The sequence below is a fragment of the Candidatus Binataceae bacterium genome, assembly GCA_036495685.1.
Taxonomy (GTDB): Bacteria; Desulfobacterota; Binatia; order Binatales; family Binataceae; genus JAFAHS01.
In genome coordinates this window covers 1-17,076 of the sequence record DASXMJ010000017.1, presented here as the reverse complement: position 1 = coordinate 17,076, position 17,076 = coordinate 1, and the positions used below count along the sequence as shown (strand labels likewise).

Sequence of the window (17,076 nt, the reverse complement as noted above, 5' to 3'; positions counted from 1 at the left end):
ATCGCCGCGCTGGCAGAGGTGCTTTCCGCGCCGCCGGATCGGTGAAGGGCATGCGGAGCTACTTGCAAAGCACCAGGTTAGGCTGGACGATCATCGCGACGATGTTCGCGGTCGGGATCGTGGAATCGCCCTTGGCGCCGGTGAGCATTCCCACTCACGGGAATGGCGAAGGCTCGATCAATCGATACGGCGGCAAGTTCCAAGGATTGCTGCTGGTTCCGCTGAGCGCGGCATTCGCATGGGGGTTGATTACCGCCCTGGTGCCGTTCCAGCAGGGAAAGTCCGATCCATCGGTGAGTCGCGTGCTGATTCGCCTCGGCTACACGATCCTCCTGATTTTCGTCAGCGTGTTCAGCGACCTGGTGCTGTGGATCAATGGTGTCGTGCTGACCATGAATTACCTCTTGCTGCCGGCGCTGCTGCTGATGGGCGCAGCGCTCGGAAATTTGGTACTTCGCGCCGTCCAGAAAGATCGGGGCAGCGCGTTGCCTGGATGACCAAGCCGCGCTCCCGCTGGCGGGAAGGCAAGCAGAACATGCCACTCTTCGAGCAGATGACGATAGCCGGGGTCGGCCTCATCGGCGGATCTCTAGCTCTGGTCGCGAAACGCGAGCGGCTGGTCAATCGAGTGGTTGGATTCGGTCGAACCCAAGCGAACCTGGATATCGCGAAGGCGCGCGGGATGATCGACCTCGCATCGCGCGATCCGGAGCAAGCCGCGCGCGGCTCCGATGTGGTGATACTCGCCGTGCCGATCCGCACCATGCGCGCGACCTTGGAGAAGATGCTTCCCCAGCTGGCGCCCGCTGCAATCGTGACCGACGTCGGCAGCGTAAAGGGCTGGGTGGTTCGCGAACTGGAGCTGTTGATCAGGCCGCCGATGACATTGGTGGCGGCCCATCCGGTTGCCGGCAAGGAAACTACCGGCGCGGCCGCCGCGGATCCGGACTTGTTTCGCGACCGGCGGGTTATCATCACCCCTTCGGCGAACAGCAGCGCAGCTGCGATCGTGAAAATCGAAAAACTCTGGAAGGCGACCGGAGCGCAGGTGGAGCGGATGGATCCCGACCTTCACGACGCGCTGCTGGCGCGCGCCAGCCACCTGCCGCAAATTGTGTCGAGCGCGCTGGCGGCCGCCTTGCTCGACGAACGCGTGGGCGGGTTTACGGCGGCGGACTTCGGCGCGGGCGGATTACGCGACGTCACGCGGCTGGCCGGCTCATCGTGGGAGATGTGGCGGGACATTTTTGTGACTAATCGCGATGCGCTCAGGTCCGCGATGCAACGGTTCGCTGCGACCTTCGCCGAGTTCGAGCGGACCATCAACGCGGGCGACATCGACACGCTCGAGACCCTGTTTGAGCGAGGGCGCCGGATGCGCGCCAAGGTCAAGTGACGCGCCCGCGACCGGTAATCGCGATTGACGGGCCGGGAAGCGCAGGAAAATCGACGGCGGCGCGCGGGTTGGCGCACGCTCTGGGGTTCGTTTACTTGAGCACCGGGGCGATGTACCGGGCAGCGGCGATCAAGGCGGTGGAGACTAAACTCGACCTGCAGTCGGATGACCTGGAGGCGCGACTCAAGCGGCTGCTAGATCGCGCTCAAATCCGGTTCGAAGGTGAACGAATCATGCTCAATGGTCGAGACGTTTCGCGAGAAATCGGGGCGCCCGCGATCAGCGATCTAGCGTCGCGTCTCTCGACCTTCGCGGCGGTGCGTACTCACATGCGCGATCTGCAGCGCCGCCTGGGAGAACACGGCGGGGTCGTGATGGAGGGAAGGGACATCGGAACCGCGGTCTTTCCCGACGCGGAGTTCAAGTTCTTTCTGGATGCCGACGTCGAGGTCCGCGCACGGCGTCGCTACGCGGAGCTGGCGGCAAAACAGGCGTCCACCAGTTTCAATGAGGTCTTGGAGCAGTTACGGGAACGTGACGTTCGCGATCGCGGGCGTGCGCTGGCTCCGCTCAAACGCGCGGATGACGCAGTGCTGATCGACACCACCAATCTTGATGCGGATCAAGTGGTTAATGAGATGAAATCGCGAATCGTCGCGGGAGGCCACGCCGGCAAGGGGTTGAAACGCAACTAACCCGGTTGTAAGTTTCGCAGCAGCCTCGACGTTCCTCGGAAGGTTCCACTAAATGGAGAAAGTTTTGTCCGATAAGCTCGGAGGAGAAAATGATTTTGAGTCGCTGATGGAAGAAAGCCTGAAGGCTCCACGCCCGGGCGATGTTCTTGTCGGCCGGGTCATGTTGATCACCCGCGACCACGTCATTATCGACATCAACTACAAGTGCGAAGGACAGGTCCCCCTCACCGAGTTCCTTGACGCCAGCGGTAACCCGGCCGTCAAGGAAGGCGATGAAGTGGACGTGTATTTCGAAGGCACCGAGACCGAGAACGGTACGGTGATGCTGTCGCACGCCAAGGCCGAGAAGTTCAAAATCTGGCGGGAGTTGGATCGCGCCTTCCAGACCGAGACTCCGGTCGAAGGGGTGGTGCTGGGCAAGGTCAAAGGCGGACTCAAGGTTGATATCGGCGTGCCGGCATTCCTGCCCGGTTCGCACGTCGACATCCGCCCGGCGCGTAACCTCGATCGCTACGTGGGTCAGCGCGGCCGTTTTCAGATTCTCAAATTCAACCGCGCCCGCGGCAACGTGGTGGTCTCGCGCCGCAGCGTGCTCGAACGCGAACGCGCCTCGCTCAAGGAGCAGACCCTCAAGGTCCTCGAAGAAGGCGTGATCCTCGAAGGCACGGTCAAGAATATCACCGACTACGGCGCCTTCATCGACCTCGGCGGACTCGACGGTCTGCTTCATATAACCGATATGTCATGGGGTCGGCTGTCGCACCCGTCCGAAGTCCTCAAGGTCGGCGAGAAGGTCCGCGTGGTCGTTCTCAAGTATGATCAGCAGCGCGAGCGTGTGTCGCTCGGCATGAAGCAGATCAAGCCTGATCCCTGGACCAAGGTCGCCGAAACCTATCCGCCCGGCACTCGGGTGCACGGTAAGGTCGTCAGCGTTACCGACTACGGCGCCTTCGTGGAACTGGAAAAAGGTGTCGAGGGCCTGATTCACGTATCCGAGATGAGCTGGTCCAAGCGCGCGGTGCATCCGTCCAAGGTGGTAAGCGAGGGCAGCAACGTCGAGGTGCAGGTGTTGGGGGTCGATGAGGCGAACCGGCGCATCTCACTGGGCCTCAAACAGACTGAACCGAACCCGTGGGTCGCGCTGGCCGAGATACATCCGGTCGGCACCCACGTCAAAGGCAAGGTCAAGTCGATCACCGACTTCGGCGCGTTCATCGAGATCGAGCAGGGCATCGACGGCCTGGTGCATATTTCGGATCTGTCGTGGACCAAGAAAATTCGCCACCCTTCCGAAGTCCTGAAGAAGGGCGACGAGGTCGAGGCGGTCGTGCTCGGAATCGATTCGGAAAATGAGCGGGTGAGCCTCGGGGTAAAGCAGCTCAGCGCCGATCCCTGGCACACGATCGCGGAGCGCTACCCGTTGAATACGCGGATCCACGGCAAGGTCAGCTCGGTGGCAGATTTCGGAGTGTTCGTAGAGATCGAGGAAGGCATCGAGGGGCTCATCCATATTTCCCAGCTGTCCTCGGAGCGAATCGACAAGCCCTCTTCGCTGTTCAAGGTGGGTGATGAAGTCGACGCGCTGGTGGTCCAACTCGATCCGAAAGAACGGCGTATCGGGCTTTCGGTCAAGGCCCTGAAGGCGCATGAAGAGCGCGAGGAGATGCAGGAGTACCTGCGCCGCGAGCACGAAAAGGCGCGCTTCTCGATGGAAGACATCTTGAACGAGGAATTGCGTCTGGACCGCGAGGACGGCGAGCGCCGCGCCTCGCGAGGGCGCGGCGGCGATCGATAGGTCGCAGCCAGCTCCCGAGCCATGACCAAGCGGGGAATCATCGAGGAGCTACTCTCCCGCCACCAGAACTTTTCGCATCGGCAGTCGGAGACCATCGTCAATGCGATGTTCGACGCGATGTCGAACGTCCTGGCCGGTGGAAAACGGATCGAGATTCGTGGCTTTGGCAGCTTCGGGGTCAAGGATCGCCGCGCGCGCCAGGGTCGCAATCCCAAGACCGGCGCCATCGTCAAGGTTGACGCAAAGCGGATTCCCTTCTTCCGCGCCGGCAAGGAACTCCGAATCGAAGTTAATGGCGCGGGCAATCCGCAGCGGTAGGAAGCAGCCCGCCCGTCCCGACCCGCCTGCGGCCGGATCTCGGCTGTGGGCGCCATGGCGATACCCCTACCTGCGCACGGCCGGCAAGAGCTCCACCGGGTGCATCTTTTGCATTGGCGAGCTTACGAGTCCCGCACGCCGCAAACGGCTGGTGCTGCACATCGGGCCCGGCGCGATGGTGGTGCTCAATGCCTACCCTTACAACAATGGCCATGTGATGGTGGCGCCGCGCCGCCACCTTGCGTCTCCGGAGCTGCTCAGCCGCGGTGAGCGCGACGAGCTTAGCGAACTGGTCACACGATCGGTCGAGCTGCTACGCACGGCGCTCAATCCGGAAGGCTTCAACATCGGCGCGAACCTGGGGCGCATCGCGGGCGCCGGATTCGCCGACCACCTCCACTGGCACGTGGTGCCCCGCTGGGCGGGCGACAACAACTTCATGCCTGTCCTTGCGTCGACGCGCGTGCTATCGCAGCATCTGCTGGACAGCTACCGGCGGTTGCATCCCCTGTTCAAAGCGATCAAGGCTGGTTTAGCTTGATCAGCGGGAACCGTTCAGGACTTGGCAATGAATCAAACCTTCAGCCACATTCACACCCTAGGCGAGCTCAAGAGCTCCGGCTACCGGACCCTTCCGGTGCGGGCGGAAATGCGCAAGAACCTGCTGGCGCGCCTGCGCACTGGCGACAAGCTGATGTCGGGCATCGTCGGATACGACGAGAGCGTCATGCCAGAGATCGAGAACGGGGTCCTCGCCGGCCATCACATGATCTTTCTGGGCGAGCGCGGCCAAGCCAAGTCGCGCATCATCCGCGCGCTCGCGGACCTGCTCGACGAGGTCGTGCCCGCGATCAAGGGCTGCGAGATCAACGATGACCCCTACGCGCCCATCTGCCGGCAATGCCGCCGGCTTTTGGCAGAGAAAGGTGATGAGCTCGAGATTGCCTGGATCGATCGCGATCGTCGCTACGCGGAAAAGCTCGCGACGCCGGACGTTTCAGTCGCAGATCTGATTGGCGAGATCGATCCGATCAAGGTTGCCGAGGGCCGTTACCTGGCCGACGAGGAAACCATCCACTTCGGCCTGATCCCGCGAACCAATCGTGGGATTTTTGCCATCAACGAACTTCCCGACCTCACCGAAAAGGTGCAGGTGGGGTTGTTCAACCTGATGGAAGAGAAAGACGTCCAGATAAAGGGCTACAAGATTCGCCTGGCAGTGGACCTCGTATTCCTCGCCAGCGCCAACCCGGAAGACTACACCTCGCGCGGGCGCATCATCACGCCCCTCAAGGACCGTTTCGATATCCAGATTCGCACCCACTACCCCAAGACTCTCGAGGATGAGATCACGATTATGGAGCAGGAAGCGGTTCATCCTCCGCGCGACGACATGGAGGTGCGGATTCCGCAGTTCCTCAAGGACATCGTCGCGCAGATCACCTTCGAGGCGCGCGGCTCCAACGAGATCAATCAGAGTTCCGGCGTGTCGGTGCGCGTGACGATCAACAATTTCGAGTCGCTTATTTCCAACGCGGAGAAGCGCGCGATCGTCAATAACGAAAATGAGATCGTGCCGCGCCTTTCGGACTTGCACTCGCTGTACGCCTCAACCGCCGGAAAAATCGAGCTCGAGTACGTGGGCGAAGACAAAAAGGACGACGACCTCATCGAACGACTGATCAATCGGGCCGTACTCAAGGTGTTCGATCGCTATTTGAAACTCGACGATCTCAAGAAGGTCATCAGCTATTTCGAGCAGGGATGGGGGGTCGAGGTTTCCGACCGCGCGCCGTCATCCGACTACACCGAGCCGCTCCGCGAGGTCGCAGGTCTGCGCGAGGCCATCGCGATGCTGGGTCCGTTCGAAACGCCCGGGCTGATGGCGGCCGCAAGCGAGTTCATTTTCGAGGGCCTGCATCTACACCAAAAGCTCAACAAAGACCGCCAGGGCGGACGTTTCGCATATCACGCCTGAGGCGTGCGATGGTCACCACTCGCTATACCCAGTGGGACGGTACTCAGCAGCTCAAGCTCGACGCCGACAAGGTGTTCGAGAAGCTCGCCGAGTACATGTCCTATACCGACGATGTCCGCCAGGCGATGGACTGGATGATGCGCCAGGGGATGGATTTCGACGGCGTGCAGGTCATGGGACTGGAGGAGTTCATCGAGCAACTCCGCCAGGAGATGCGCCAGCGCTACCGTGACTTCAATCTGAAGAACGCGCTCTCCGAGATGGAGCAAAAGCTCCAGGACATTCTGGACCGCGAACGCGAAACACTGGACTCGCTCAAGGGCCAGAAACCCGGGATCGAGGAAAAGCAGCGCCAGCTGTCCCACGTACCGCGACGGCTCTCCGAAGCGATTCGCAAGCTGGAGAGCTACGATTTCGAAGACGCGCAGGCCAAGGCCGACTTCGAAGAACTGCTATCCGAATACGAGAATATCCGCGACCTCGAGAATTTCCGCGAGCGCAACCAGCACATGTTTCACGGGCCGAAGAGCCTCGGCTATCCGGAGGCACTCGATCTGATGCGCGAGATGGAGCAGATGCGTCAGCTCGAGCAGGACCTGATGGCCGGCAACTTCGACACCATCTCGATGGAGGACCTGCAGCAGATTCTGGGACAGCAAGCGATGCGTGACTTCCAGAATCTCAAACAGGTAATGGTACTGCTCGCCAACTCCGGTTACGTCATGCCCAAGGGCGAACACTACCAGCTCTCCCCCAAGGGCGTGCGGCGAATCGGACAGCTGGCTCTACGGGACATCTACCAGAGTCTGCTCAAGGACCGCTCGGGCAGCCACCTCACCGACCACCGCGGCATCAGCGAAATGCGTCCTGAGGAGACCAAGCCCTACTCATTCGGCGATCCCTTGAATCTCAACCTGGTCGCGACCCTCAAGAAGGCGCTCGCGCGTAAGGCCGGGGTCCCGCTGGAACTCGATCCCGACGACTTCGAGATTTACGAAAACGACTACGCCAGCAGCTCGTCGACGGTCTTGTGTCTCGACATGTCGTGGTCGATGAGTTGGGAGGGGCGGTTCGCGGCGGCGAAGAAGGTCGCGATGGCGATGGAGACCCTGATTCGGGCCAAATTCCCGCGCGACTTCTTCTCGATCGTCGGCTTCTTCACCCGGGCGGTGGAGTTGAAGCTGAAGGATCTGCCCGAAGCCTCGTGGAACATGGGCGATCCGTTTACCAACCTCCAGGATGGATTGCGTCTCGCCTCGGACCTGCTGGGGCGCCATCCATCCCGCAATCAGCACATCATCGTGATTACCGATGGACAGCCGACCGCGTACTTTCTCAACAAGCGCCTCTACTGCGAATGGCCCCTGTCGTTCGGCGGTATCAGCATGCGCGCCGCGCAGGAAACCTTGAAGGAGGTGGAACGCATCACCCGCAAAAACATCACCATCAATACCTTCATGCTGGATGACTCGCCAAGCCTCCGCGCGTTCGTGGAAAAGATGACGCAAATCAACCACGGCCGGGCGCTCTACACCCGCCCTGACCATCTGGGCGAGTACATGCTGGTCGACTATCTGTCCAAGAAGAAAAAGCGCGGCTAGACGGCTCCATCTATTCCATCGTTCGTGACCTCCCAAGGCTCCATTACTTGGAGGTCTCTTGCACTTTAGCTATGGAAGCTTGACCACATCGGTCGTCGATGAGCGGGGGAGGAAAAAATGATTACGCTACTTTATGGAAGCTCCGGCTTCTGCCGTTTGCCCGACTCGCCTATGGACGCTCTCCTCGTCTGCAGATACAACGGGATGCGCGATTGGCGCTGACCAAGGTCGACTGAATTCCAGATGTCCCTGTGAGGCTCGAGGATCTCGCGCATGTCAAGAGTGCTGGACCGCGAATATAAACGATCGCATCGCGACACATCCATCGTGCGTTCTTCGAGGCATCTTGCGACCATCGGCCTGTGCGCCCTGACGCTCGCGGCCTGCGGTCCAAAAAATGAGAAGGCTGCAAGCCCACTTCCGGTGACAGTGCAAACTGTCCACGCCAGCTCAGGAGCGGCGGGCAATTCCTACTCAGGCGCCGTATCCGCCGACACTCAAGTCGACGTGGCGTTCAAGGTAAACGGATACGTTCAGACGATTCTCCAGGTCAAAGGCGCCGACGGGCAACTGCGCAACGTGCAGGCCGGCGACCGAGTCAATTCCGGCGTCGTGCTGGCTTCGATCAGGGATGACACCTATAGGCAAACTCTGCTCAAGGCCCAATCCGATCTGGAAAACGCGCGCGCGACGCAAACCAAAGCCAAAGCCGACTTTGGCCGGTTTTCACAATTGTTCGAGAAGAAAGTGATCTCGCCTGCCGAGTATGACACCTACAAGCAGCGCTTCGAGTCCGCGCAGGCGAGCGTGGGCGCCGCACAAGCTGCGGTTCGTCACGCCCAAGTCGATCTCGAAGACTGCAAGTTGAAGGCTCCGCTTAGCGGGCTGGTGCTGGATCGCAAGATCGAAGTCGGGACCCTGGTAGCGGTGAACACCGTGGCCTTTCAGATCGGCGACACCACGAAGGTCAAAGTAGTATTCGGGGTACCGAGTGCAATCGTGAGCACACTTGCGCCGAACACCGCCGTCACCATGATGACCGATGCCTTCCCCGGACAGGTGTTCCAGGGAGCGGTTTCAAAGATTGCTTCGGCCGCGGATCCCAACACCCGGATCTTCGACGTCGAGGCGACATTCCCGAATTCAGATGGCCGCTTGCGAGTCGGGATGGTCACCGCGCTTCACCTGCCGAACAACGCCCAGCGCCAGGCGATGCCGACGGTTCCGATGCGCTCGATCGTGCGGCCGCCCGACGACCCAAAAGGCTATGCAGTCTACGTTGTGGAAGAAAACAACGGCGCTGCCGTCGCGCGCCTCAAACCCGTGACCATTGGACCGGTCCTTGGTGATGAGGTCTCCGTCGAGTCGGGCCTGGACCCCGGGGTCAAAGTGATCGTCAAGGGCAGTGACATCGTATACGACGGCCAAAGCATTCGGATCATGCCGTAGTCTAGGATCGGCGGAAGTTACTCGTGGCGCATCGATCAGACAAAGAGATAATCGCCAACGTTCACAATACGGCGCGCTTCTTTACCGAAAATCGCCAGATCTCCTGGGTCCTGCTTCTGCTGGTAATCGGATGGGGCATCTACGGCTACGACCAGATGCCCAAGCGCAAGGATCCCGACATTCCGGTCAAGGAGGCGCAGGTCCAATGCGCTTGGCCCGGAGTGAGCGCCGACCGGGTAGAGCAGCTCGTTACCCGCAAGATCGAGCAGAAGCTCACCGAAGTCGCCGAAGTGCGGCCTCCTTCCGCCGAGGAATACTCGATAAAATCGCTCACCCTCGATGGACTTTCGGTGGTCAATGTTCAGGTCGACTACCGTATCAACGACACCAAACCGATCTTCAATGAAATGGACCTCAAATTGCGGGGCATCACCGATCTGCCGCAAGGTGCGGGACCCATTCAGTTCTTCAGCGGCTTTGGGGATACCGCGGCGCTGATGCTCACGGTGGCAAGTCCGCGCGAGTCGGAAGTCGCGGTGTCGTTACGCGCCGCCGAGATCGAGGAGCGCCTCCGTGCCGCACGCGCGTCGAGTAATGGCTCCGGCGGGCGCGCGAGCCTGGTAGTGGCGTTTCCATTTTCGCTGCGGCGACCCGACCTGGGACTCCGGCTGCAAAGCAGTCTTGGCGCCTGCCTCGGTAAAGGTGGTGTCTTTAGCGATATTCTTCCCGTGGATGGCAAAGGTTTCGTCGCTCTCGATGGCACCACCTCGGTCTCCGACAACCAGTTGCTGTCGGTTTTTAACGACTGCGTTCGCCAGGCGTTTGGCACGACCTCCTTCGACCCCGACGTGTGGTCTCCAGCAGTGGTACGCGATCCGGCGGACACGCGCACCAAACTTCTCGAAGTCGCCGGCGACAAGTACAGCTACCGCGAACTCGACGATTACACCGATTTGATTCGGCGTGGTCTTATCGGGGTGCCTCAGGTCTCCAAGATTCTGATAAACGCCAACCTTCCCCAGATAGTCAACCTCGAGTATTCGCAAAGCAAGCTCGCGGCGCTCGGACTGACCGCGAGCAACGTGGCTAAAACCCTGGTCGCACGCAACATCGTGACCAGCGGAGGGACTCTCGAAACCAACGGCGCCAATTTGCTCATCTTTCCTTCAGGTGAATTCAAAAGCGAAAAAGAGATCGGCGACGTAATCGTCTACAAGTCGGCGACCGGCACCCCGCTTTATCTTCGCGATATTGCCAGTATCTCGCGCACCTATCTCGAGCCCCCGCGCTATCTCAACTACTACACCGTGCCCGACTCGGCGCAACGCTGGCAGACCCATCGTGCGATAACCCTGGATGTGCAGATGCGGACTGGCCAACAGATCCGCGCCTTCGGCGAAAATGTAGATCGCCAGCTCGCGATTCTCCGCCACCAGCTGCCCTCCGATTTGATTATGGCGCGAACCTCGGATCAGCCGCGCCAGGTGGAGGAAAACGTCCAGTTGTTCAATCACGCCCTGGAGGAGGCAATCATCCTGGTCGTGGTCGTGGCGCTGCTCGGATTCTGGGAATGGCGCTCCGCCCTGCTCATGGCGGTCTCGATTCCGATAACCTTGTTGATGACCTTTGGCATGATGAAGGTGCTGGGCTGGGATATTCAGCAGGTCTCGACCGCTTCCTTAATCATCGCGCTGGGCCTGCTGGTCGACGATCCGGTCGTGGCCGGAGACGCTATCAAGCGCGACCTCGACCTCGGCCATCCGCGGATCATTGCCGCGTGGCTGGGCCCAACCAAACTGGCACGCGCGATTCTCTACGCCACCATCACCAATATAGTCGCGTACCTTCCGTTTGGGATTTTGACCGGCGACACTGGCAAGTTCCTGATCTCGCTTCCCGTCGTAATGACCGCTGCGCTCATCGCGTCGCGTCTGGTTTCGATGACCTTTATTCCGATGCTCGGGTACTACTGGCTGCGACCATCCCGGAAAAAGCCCCTGCCCATCGAGGAACGACGCAAGCAAGGCTTTAGCGGATTCTACTACCGCACCGGCCACCTTCTGCTCGAGCATCGATGGTTGTCGATGGGCCTCTCGATCGTCTTTCTGGTCATCGGCCTTTACTTTGGTACAAAGCTAAGGACCGCCTTCTTTCCGATCGACCTCCAGTTTCTCGCGACGGTCGACGTCTTTCTGCCCAACGATACCGCGTTGTCGAATACCGCATTGGCCGCGGACCAGGCGCGTTCAATCATTCTGAAGACCGCGCAAGAGTTCGATGCGCTTCACGGCGGCGGTAGTAGCGATCATCCCGCGCTTCTCAAATCGCTCACCACCTTTCTGGGGGGCGGCGGACCGCGCTTCTGGTACTCGCTCGGCCCTGAGTCCAAGCAACTCAACTACGCGCAGATCATTATGCAAATTCGTGACAGGCGCGACATGCCGGAGTTTGCGAAGCTCCTGCAACCGGCGTTGGGGGACGCAATTCCGGGCGCTTACGTTGATGTCCAGGAGCTGCAAACCAACGGGACCAAGTATCCGGTGGAAATCTTCGTCAACGGGCGCGCGGAGTCAGTGCGCAACGGAGGCGACGAGCAGCAGGACATCGATACGATTCGCAAAATCGCGGGTCAGGTCGAAACGATCCTGCGCAAGGTACCGACGGCGCGTCGCGTGCGCAACGACTGGTTTCGGCAGACGATGGTTGCGCGCCTGCAGATCGATCCTGACCGGGCCAATGCCGCCGGCGTCACCAACAGCGACGTGGCCGCATCGACTACCGCCGGGCTCAGCGGCACTACCGTCAGCTACCTGCTCGAGGGCGACAAACAGATCCCTATCATCGCAAGGCTGACACGTCCGGAGCGCGCTACGGTTGATGCGCTCCAAAATCTGTACGTGTTTCCGGCCAATGGCGGCAAGCCCATCGTACTTAAGTCGATTTCCCACATGAGTTACCGTCTCGAGACGCAGCGAATTCGACGCCGCGCGCACTTTAGGACTATCAGCGTGCAGTCATTCACAGCGCCCGGAGTACTGGCATCCGAGGTGCTCAACGCGGCAATTCCCGAGATAAAAAAACTGCAAGCTTCGTTGCCGCCAGGCTATTCGATCGTAATCGGCGGCGAATTCGCCAAACAGCAGACCGGTTTTTCCGAACTCGTCGTGGTTCTGGTGCTCTCAAGCATCATGATTTACGTCGCGCTGGTCATCCAGTTCAACAATGCAGTCAAGCCGGTCCTGGTCTTCATGTGCGTCCCCTTCGGCGTGGTCGGCGCACTGCTCGCGCTGCTGGCGATGGGTACTCCGTTCGGTTTTATGGCGTTTCTCGGAGTCGCGAGTCTCGTGGGGGTCATCGTCAGTCACGTGATCGTGCTGTTCGACTTTGTCGAGGAGATGCATGAAAAGGGCGAGCCCTTCATGGATGCGGTGCTCGACGCGGGGATCGAACGCCTGCGGCCTGTAATGATCACGGTGGGCGCAACGGTGCTGGCTCTATTTCCGCTCTCAATTCGCGGTGGCCCGCTCTGGCAGCCACTTTGTTACGCGCAAATCGGTGGTCTCAGCCTCGCCACCTTCATCGAATTGTTGCTCGTTCCGGTCATGTACGGGATCTTTGTCCTCGACCTCAAAATCATTAAGTGGGAGTCTCTCGAGCACCCGGCCGCGGCGGAAGAAACCATCAGGGTCGCGTCCGCCACCTGAAAGGCGATAACACTGAGGAAGCGGCTGGCGCTAGCGCGATGGCCGCGACCCCTGAGCCAGGAACCGTCGTGGGCGCGAGGAAAATTCCAAAAGCTTCTTCAGGTTGCGTGCCCGACGACGGGAGGGATGGCAGAGCGTCGACATCTCGCCAAATGCTTGGATCTGCAAGCTGGTCGGTCGGTTGAGGGAACCGGCCAGCGACTGTCGACACCGTAAGCGTTGCATCAGGCAGCCGGGTCTGGGCCGTTTCGCGACAAACCTTCTCGGGCTCTTTTCGCTCGGCGCGTCTTGGTATTTGATGCAGAGCGCGTGGTGTCGAAATCTCAGCTCTTCGCCCCCGGAGTTCTTCGCGAACTTGTGATTCTCCTCTTAGGCGCCGTGACCGGCATTTTCCTCGGGGTGCGACCTCTGGTTGCGTCGCCCACCTTTGTCGGGGCGGGGGCATGCGGCAGCTGTCATCAGGACGAGCTCAAGCGGTGGACCGGTTCACATCATCAACTTGCGATGCAGCCCGCGAACCCGCGTTCCGTTCTCGGCAACTTCAACCACGCTACCTTCTCTAACCTTGGTGTGACCTCAACGTTCTTTCGCCGTGGCGCAAAATTCATGGCCCGGACCGACGGACCTGACGGCAGGCTCCACGACTACGAAATTAATTACGCTTTTGGCGTTTTCCCGCTACAGCAATACTTGATCGCAATGCCGGGGGGACGCCTGCAAGCATTGGGCATCGCGTGGGAAAGCCGCTCGCCCGAGGCTGGGGGCCAACGCTGGTTTATTCTCTACCCCGACCACAAAGTCCGCGCCTCCGACCCGCTTCACTGGACCGGAATTGATCAGACCTGGAACTACATGTGCGCGGATTGCCACTCGACCAATGTGCGCAAGAACTATGATGAACAGAAACGCAGTTACTCAACCACCTTCGCGGAAATCGACGTATCGTGTGAGGCTTGTCACGGACCCGGTTCCGATCACGTCGCCTGGGCGCAAAAGCGCGGGGATTGGAAGGGTTCCGCGGCAAACAAAGGGCTCACGGTGGCCCTCGAGGATCGCAAAGGAGTCGTGTGGACTATCGACCCTGCCACCGGCAATGGGCGTCGCAACTCGCCCCGCACCTCCGAAAACGAAATCATGATGTGCGCGCGATGTCATGCGCGCCGCGGCCAGATCCATGAAGACTACGTCCACGGACAACCGGTCGGGGACGACTACCGGGTTACACTGCTGGACAGCGACCTTTACTTTCCGGACGGCCAAATCAAGGAGGAGGTTTACGAATACGGCTCCTTCGTCCAGAGCAGAATGTTTCACGAGGGGGTGACGTGCAGCGATTGTCATGAACCGCACGGGCTTGCGCTGCGCGCCGAAGGAAACCACGTGTGTCTCCAATGCCACGCAGGCAACAGGTACGACTCCCCGCGTCACCATTTTCACAAGCTGGGGGTGGCAGGTTCGCGATGCGTCGAATGCCACATGCCGACCCGAACTTATATGGTCATCGACGCTCGCCGCGATCACAGCATTCGCATCCCGCGCCCCGATTTGACCTTGCGACTGGGCACGCCCAACGCATGCAACCAATGTCACGCCGACAAGTCTGCGCAGTGGGCCTCCGACTCGCTGCAGAAGTGGTACGGCCACACTCCGGAAGGTTTCCAGCGCTATGCCGAAACCTTTCGTGCGGCCGTCGAGAACGCGCCCGGCGCGGAGCGCGCTCTCAGGGAACTGGCGGCAGACCCTGACCAGCCCGCGATCGCTCGCGCTACCGCGGTCTCGCGCCTGGCTGGCTATTCTCCGTCACCAACCGAGCCGGAGGTGCGCGGGGCGGCAAACGACCAATCGGCATTGATGCGGAGAGCTGCCGCTGCCGCTCTATCCAACTCCGATCCTCAGGGGAGCGCTTCCACTCTCGGTTCGCTCCTCGGCGATCCTGTGAGATCGGTACGCATCGAGACGGCGGAAGTATTGGCACCTGTGAAGGCTCACGCAGCAGACCCACGCCTCGCTGCGAACCTCGAGCACGCCACGCAAGAGTATGTCGCCGCGCAGGAACTGAACGCGGATCGCCCCGAGTCGCACCTGGACCTCGCGTTGCTGTTCGCCAAGCGCAAGGAGGTCAGGGAGGCGGAAGCCCAACTGAAAGAGGCCCTATCGCTGGATCCAACCTTTGTCCCGGCTGCCGTCAATCTAGCCGACCTCGAGCGAAGTCTCGGCCGGGAGGCGGATGGCGAAGCGACGTTGCGCGCCGCCCTGCAGCACTCACCTTCCGACCCAGCACTTCTTTATGCGCTGGGCCTGTCGATGGCGCGTCAGGGACAGCATGCTAAAGCGCTCAATCTACTGGCGACCGCCGCGAGCAGCGATCCGCGAAACGCCAGATATGCTTACGTCTATGCGGTCGCCCTCAATGATGCGGGTCAGAGAAGCGCAGCGATCGATACACTGGAGCACTCCATAAAATCGCATCCCTACGATCGAGATTCACTCACTGCCTTGGTTATCTATCTCGACCAAACGCATGATCGCGGCCAGGCCGTTCTGTATGCGCGACGCCTTCTGCAACTCGAACCCGACAACCAGGGGCTCCGCCAGATGATTGACGAGCCGGTCGATTCGGAAAGGAACTCAAGCAAGTAAGGCCTCGGATCAATCGAAACAAGTTCGGCGGCGGCTGTGCTCATCGAAACGCCAAAATCCCTATTGGCGAAATGACGATAGAGAAAATCACCGCGCTGCCAGAACCTTCCCTGTGCTGGTGTCGATGTTGAAAATCCAGAACGCTTCGATGTCCTCCTGGGTGATCATAGCAACGACACCGACCCCGGGGGCAAAAAAGTTGTATTGTGCATCCTTGGTGTGTGCAGGGCCAACCTCGCCCTCGAACTTGACGCGAATCAGGTCAGCGTTGAAGGTGCCAGCGGGGACCGTCACTCGATAGGTTCCAAGGTAAGTGTAGGTGCCCGCAACAGTCCCGGAGTAGCGCTGGTCGGAAGGATTGTTGAGATAGTTTACGGAGACGTTCTGCGAAAACGATCGGGTCTCACCGGGATTCATCCCCTTGGGCACGAACGGATTCGCAGGCGTGCTGACCACAATAACGCCTTCTCCACTGTCGCTCACCGCGGGCATTATCAGCGCTCCGTCCACGCTCTGGTTCAGAAACCCCGAAAGCGTTGGTGAAAATTGAAATCTCCAGGCCTGTTGCCCGTTAGGTCGGGATCGGCGGCTGACGGTGAGTGCTTGCGTGTTTCCCACGTTCTTACCCGAGGTAACTTGATATGTGAGGGTCTTGTTCTGGAGCGGAAAGTACGTGATTCCGTCGCTGAGCGGCTTACTGGGAACTGGGCTTCCGACGACCCCCGGGCCAAGCATCGTGTTTATCCGCTGTGTATCTTCGGCCGGTAACGGCAGCACGACTCCCTGCGCGAAAGCCGTGCTGGCGCACAATATACCGAAGGCCATCAAAATCGAGGCCACCTTCTTCATCGCCACCTCTTTCTAGATGACCAGGCCCAGTTAGCTCACGAGCCTGGTGCCCGCGTTCTTGCTAAATGTCGTTTGGGCTCACCGCGTTGACCACGCGTTTGCGGTAACGCGGATAGCTGGCACCTCGCGGATTGTTTACTCCACCCGGCGGGGAGCCCGCGTTTCAAAACGTCGATCAGCCGCTTCTTCTGATTATCTATCAGTCACCCGCCATGCTCAGAAGACTAACCCCGGTAATCTGATTCTTGGCATTGAAGCCGAACAGGAGGCTGGCCGCATCGCCGCGGGGGAAGAGAAGTTCTACAACGTAGAGTTTCTGTTGTCCGCTCGTGCGGCTCTGGAGAACCTCGGCCCGCGTCGGCGATACGCCGTACCTAAATTCCCTGAGGTACCGCGACATGCCCTGTACCGCGGCATCCGTCAGTTGCGCGCTGTAGTCAGCGGTCAGCCGGCTGCGGTCGATCTGACCCGCCTGCATCTCGGTAAACCACTTAAGCGCAACCGCTTCGACGCCACCCTCTGTCCGCATGCTGGCTGGCCCCTGGCGGGTTGAGGGCACGGCGACGGCTGTGAGCACCGCAGCGAGCGACGCAATCCCGACCCGGAAAGTGACCCACTTTGCTCGCGGCAAAGTTCTCCAATCTAATACCT

The 17,076-nt window shown here is 60.1% G+C and carries 13 protein-coding genes; 11 read left to right on the top strand and 2 right to left on the bottom strand.

Going from position 1 to position 17,076, the window contains the following annotated elements:
* The 11 genes from VGI36_01610 to VGI36_01560 form a co-directional block, all read left to right on the top strand.
* On the top strand, positions 1–497 hold a 497-nt coding region (locus VGI36_01610; protein HEY2483811.1), incomplete at its 5' end, for a DUF1648 domain-containing protein.
* Positions 494–1,396 (top strand): prephenate dehydrogenase/arogenate dehydrogenase family protein, encoded by a 903-nt coding sequence (locus VGI36_01605; GenBank protein ID HEY2483810.1) that lies wholly within the window; start codon positions 494–496, stop codon positions 1,394–1,396. The genes VGI36_01610 and VGI36_01605, both read left to right, overlap by 4 nt.
* Complete coding sequence (gene cmk, locus VGI36_01600; GenBank protein HEY2483809.1) at positions 1,393–2,091, top strand: (d)CMP kinase; 699 nt, start codon at positions 1,393–1,395, stop codon at positions 2,089–2,091. Before VGI36_01605 ends, cmk begins: the two co-directional genes overlap by 4 nt.
* 52 nt (positions 2,092–2,143) lie before the next feature.
* Complete coding sequence (locus VGI36_01595; GenBank protein ID HEY2483808.1) at positions 2,144–3,886, top strand: 30S ribosomal protein S1; 1,743 nt, start codon at positions 2,144–2,146, stop codon at positions 3,884–3,886.
* A 21-nt stretch (positions 3,887–3,907) separates the two neighbouring features.
* Positions 3,908–4,204: an integration host factor subunit beta gene (locus VGI36_01590; protein ID HEY2483807.1), complete on the top strand. Its 297-nt coding sequence runs from the start codon at positions 3,908–3,910 to the stop codon at positions 4,202–4,204.
* Complete coding sequence (locus VGI36_01585) at positions 4,179–4,745, top strand: HIT domain-containing protein (protein ID HEY2483806.1); 567 nt, start codon at positions 4,179–4,181, stop codon at positions 4,743–4,745. The genes VGI36_01590 and VGI36_01585 overlap by 26 nt, the downstream gene beginning before the upstream one ends.
* A gap of 27 nt (positions 4,746–4,772) precedes the next feature.
* Entirely contained in the window at positions 4,773–6,182 is a 1,410-nt protein-coding gene (locus VGI36_01580) for a hypothetical protein (protein ID HEY2483805.1), read from the top strand.
* 8 nt (positions 6,183–6,190) lie between these two features.
* Positions 6,191–7,783, top strand: a complete 1,593-nt coding sequence (locus tag VGI36_01575; GenBank protein ID HEY2483804.1) for a VWA domain-containing protein — start codon at positions 6,191–6,193, stop codon at positions 7,781–7,783.
* A 273-nt stretch (positions 7,784–8,056) separates the two neighbouring features.
* The gene (locus tag VGI36_01570) at positions 8,057–9,232 is read left to right on the top strand and encodes an efflux RND transporter periplasmic adaptor subunit (protein HEY2483803.1); all 1,176 of its coding nucleotides are present in this window, start codon (positions 8,057–8,059) and stop codon (positions 9,230–9,232) included.
* A 23-nt stretch (positions 9,233–9,255) separates the two neighbouring features.
* The gene (locus VGI36_01565; GenBank protein HEY2483802.1) at positions 9,256–12,936 is read left to right on the top strand and encodes an efflux RND transporter permease subunit; all 3,681 of its coding nucleotides are present in this window, start codon (positions 9,256–9,258) and stop codon (positions 12,934–12,936) included.
* 312 nt (positions 12,937–13,248) lie between these two features.
* Positions 13,249–15,576, top strand: a complete 2,328-nt coding sequence (locus VGI36_01560) for a HEAT repeat domain-containing protein (GenBank protein HEY2483801.1) — start codon at positions 13,249–13,251, stop codon at positions 15,574–15,576.
* An 87-nt stretch (positions 15,577–15,663) separates the two neighbouring features.
* On the opposite strand, the gene VGI36_01555 is transcribed toward VGI36_01560, so the two are convergent.
* Positions 15,664–16,425 carry a hypothetical protein gene (locus VGI36_01555; protein HEY2483800.1) on the bottom strand — a complete coding sequence of 254 codons (762 nt, stop codon included), beginning with the start codon at positions 16,423–16,425 and terminating at the stop codon, positions 15,664–15,666.
* Positions 16,426–16,624: 199 nt separating this feature from the next.
* A partial coding sequence (locus tag VGI36_01550; protein HEY2483799.1) for a hypothetical protein occupies positions 16,625–17,076 on the bottom strand: 452 nt, incomplete at its 5' end.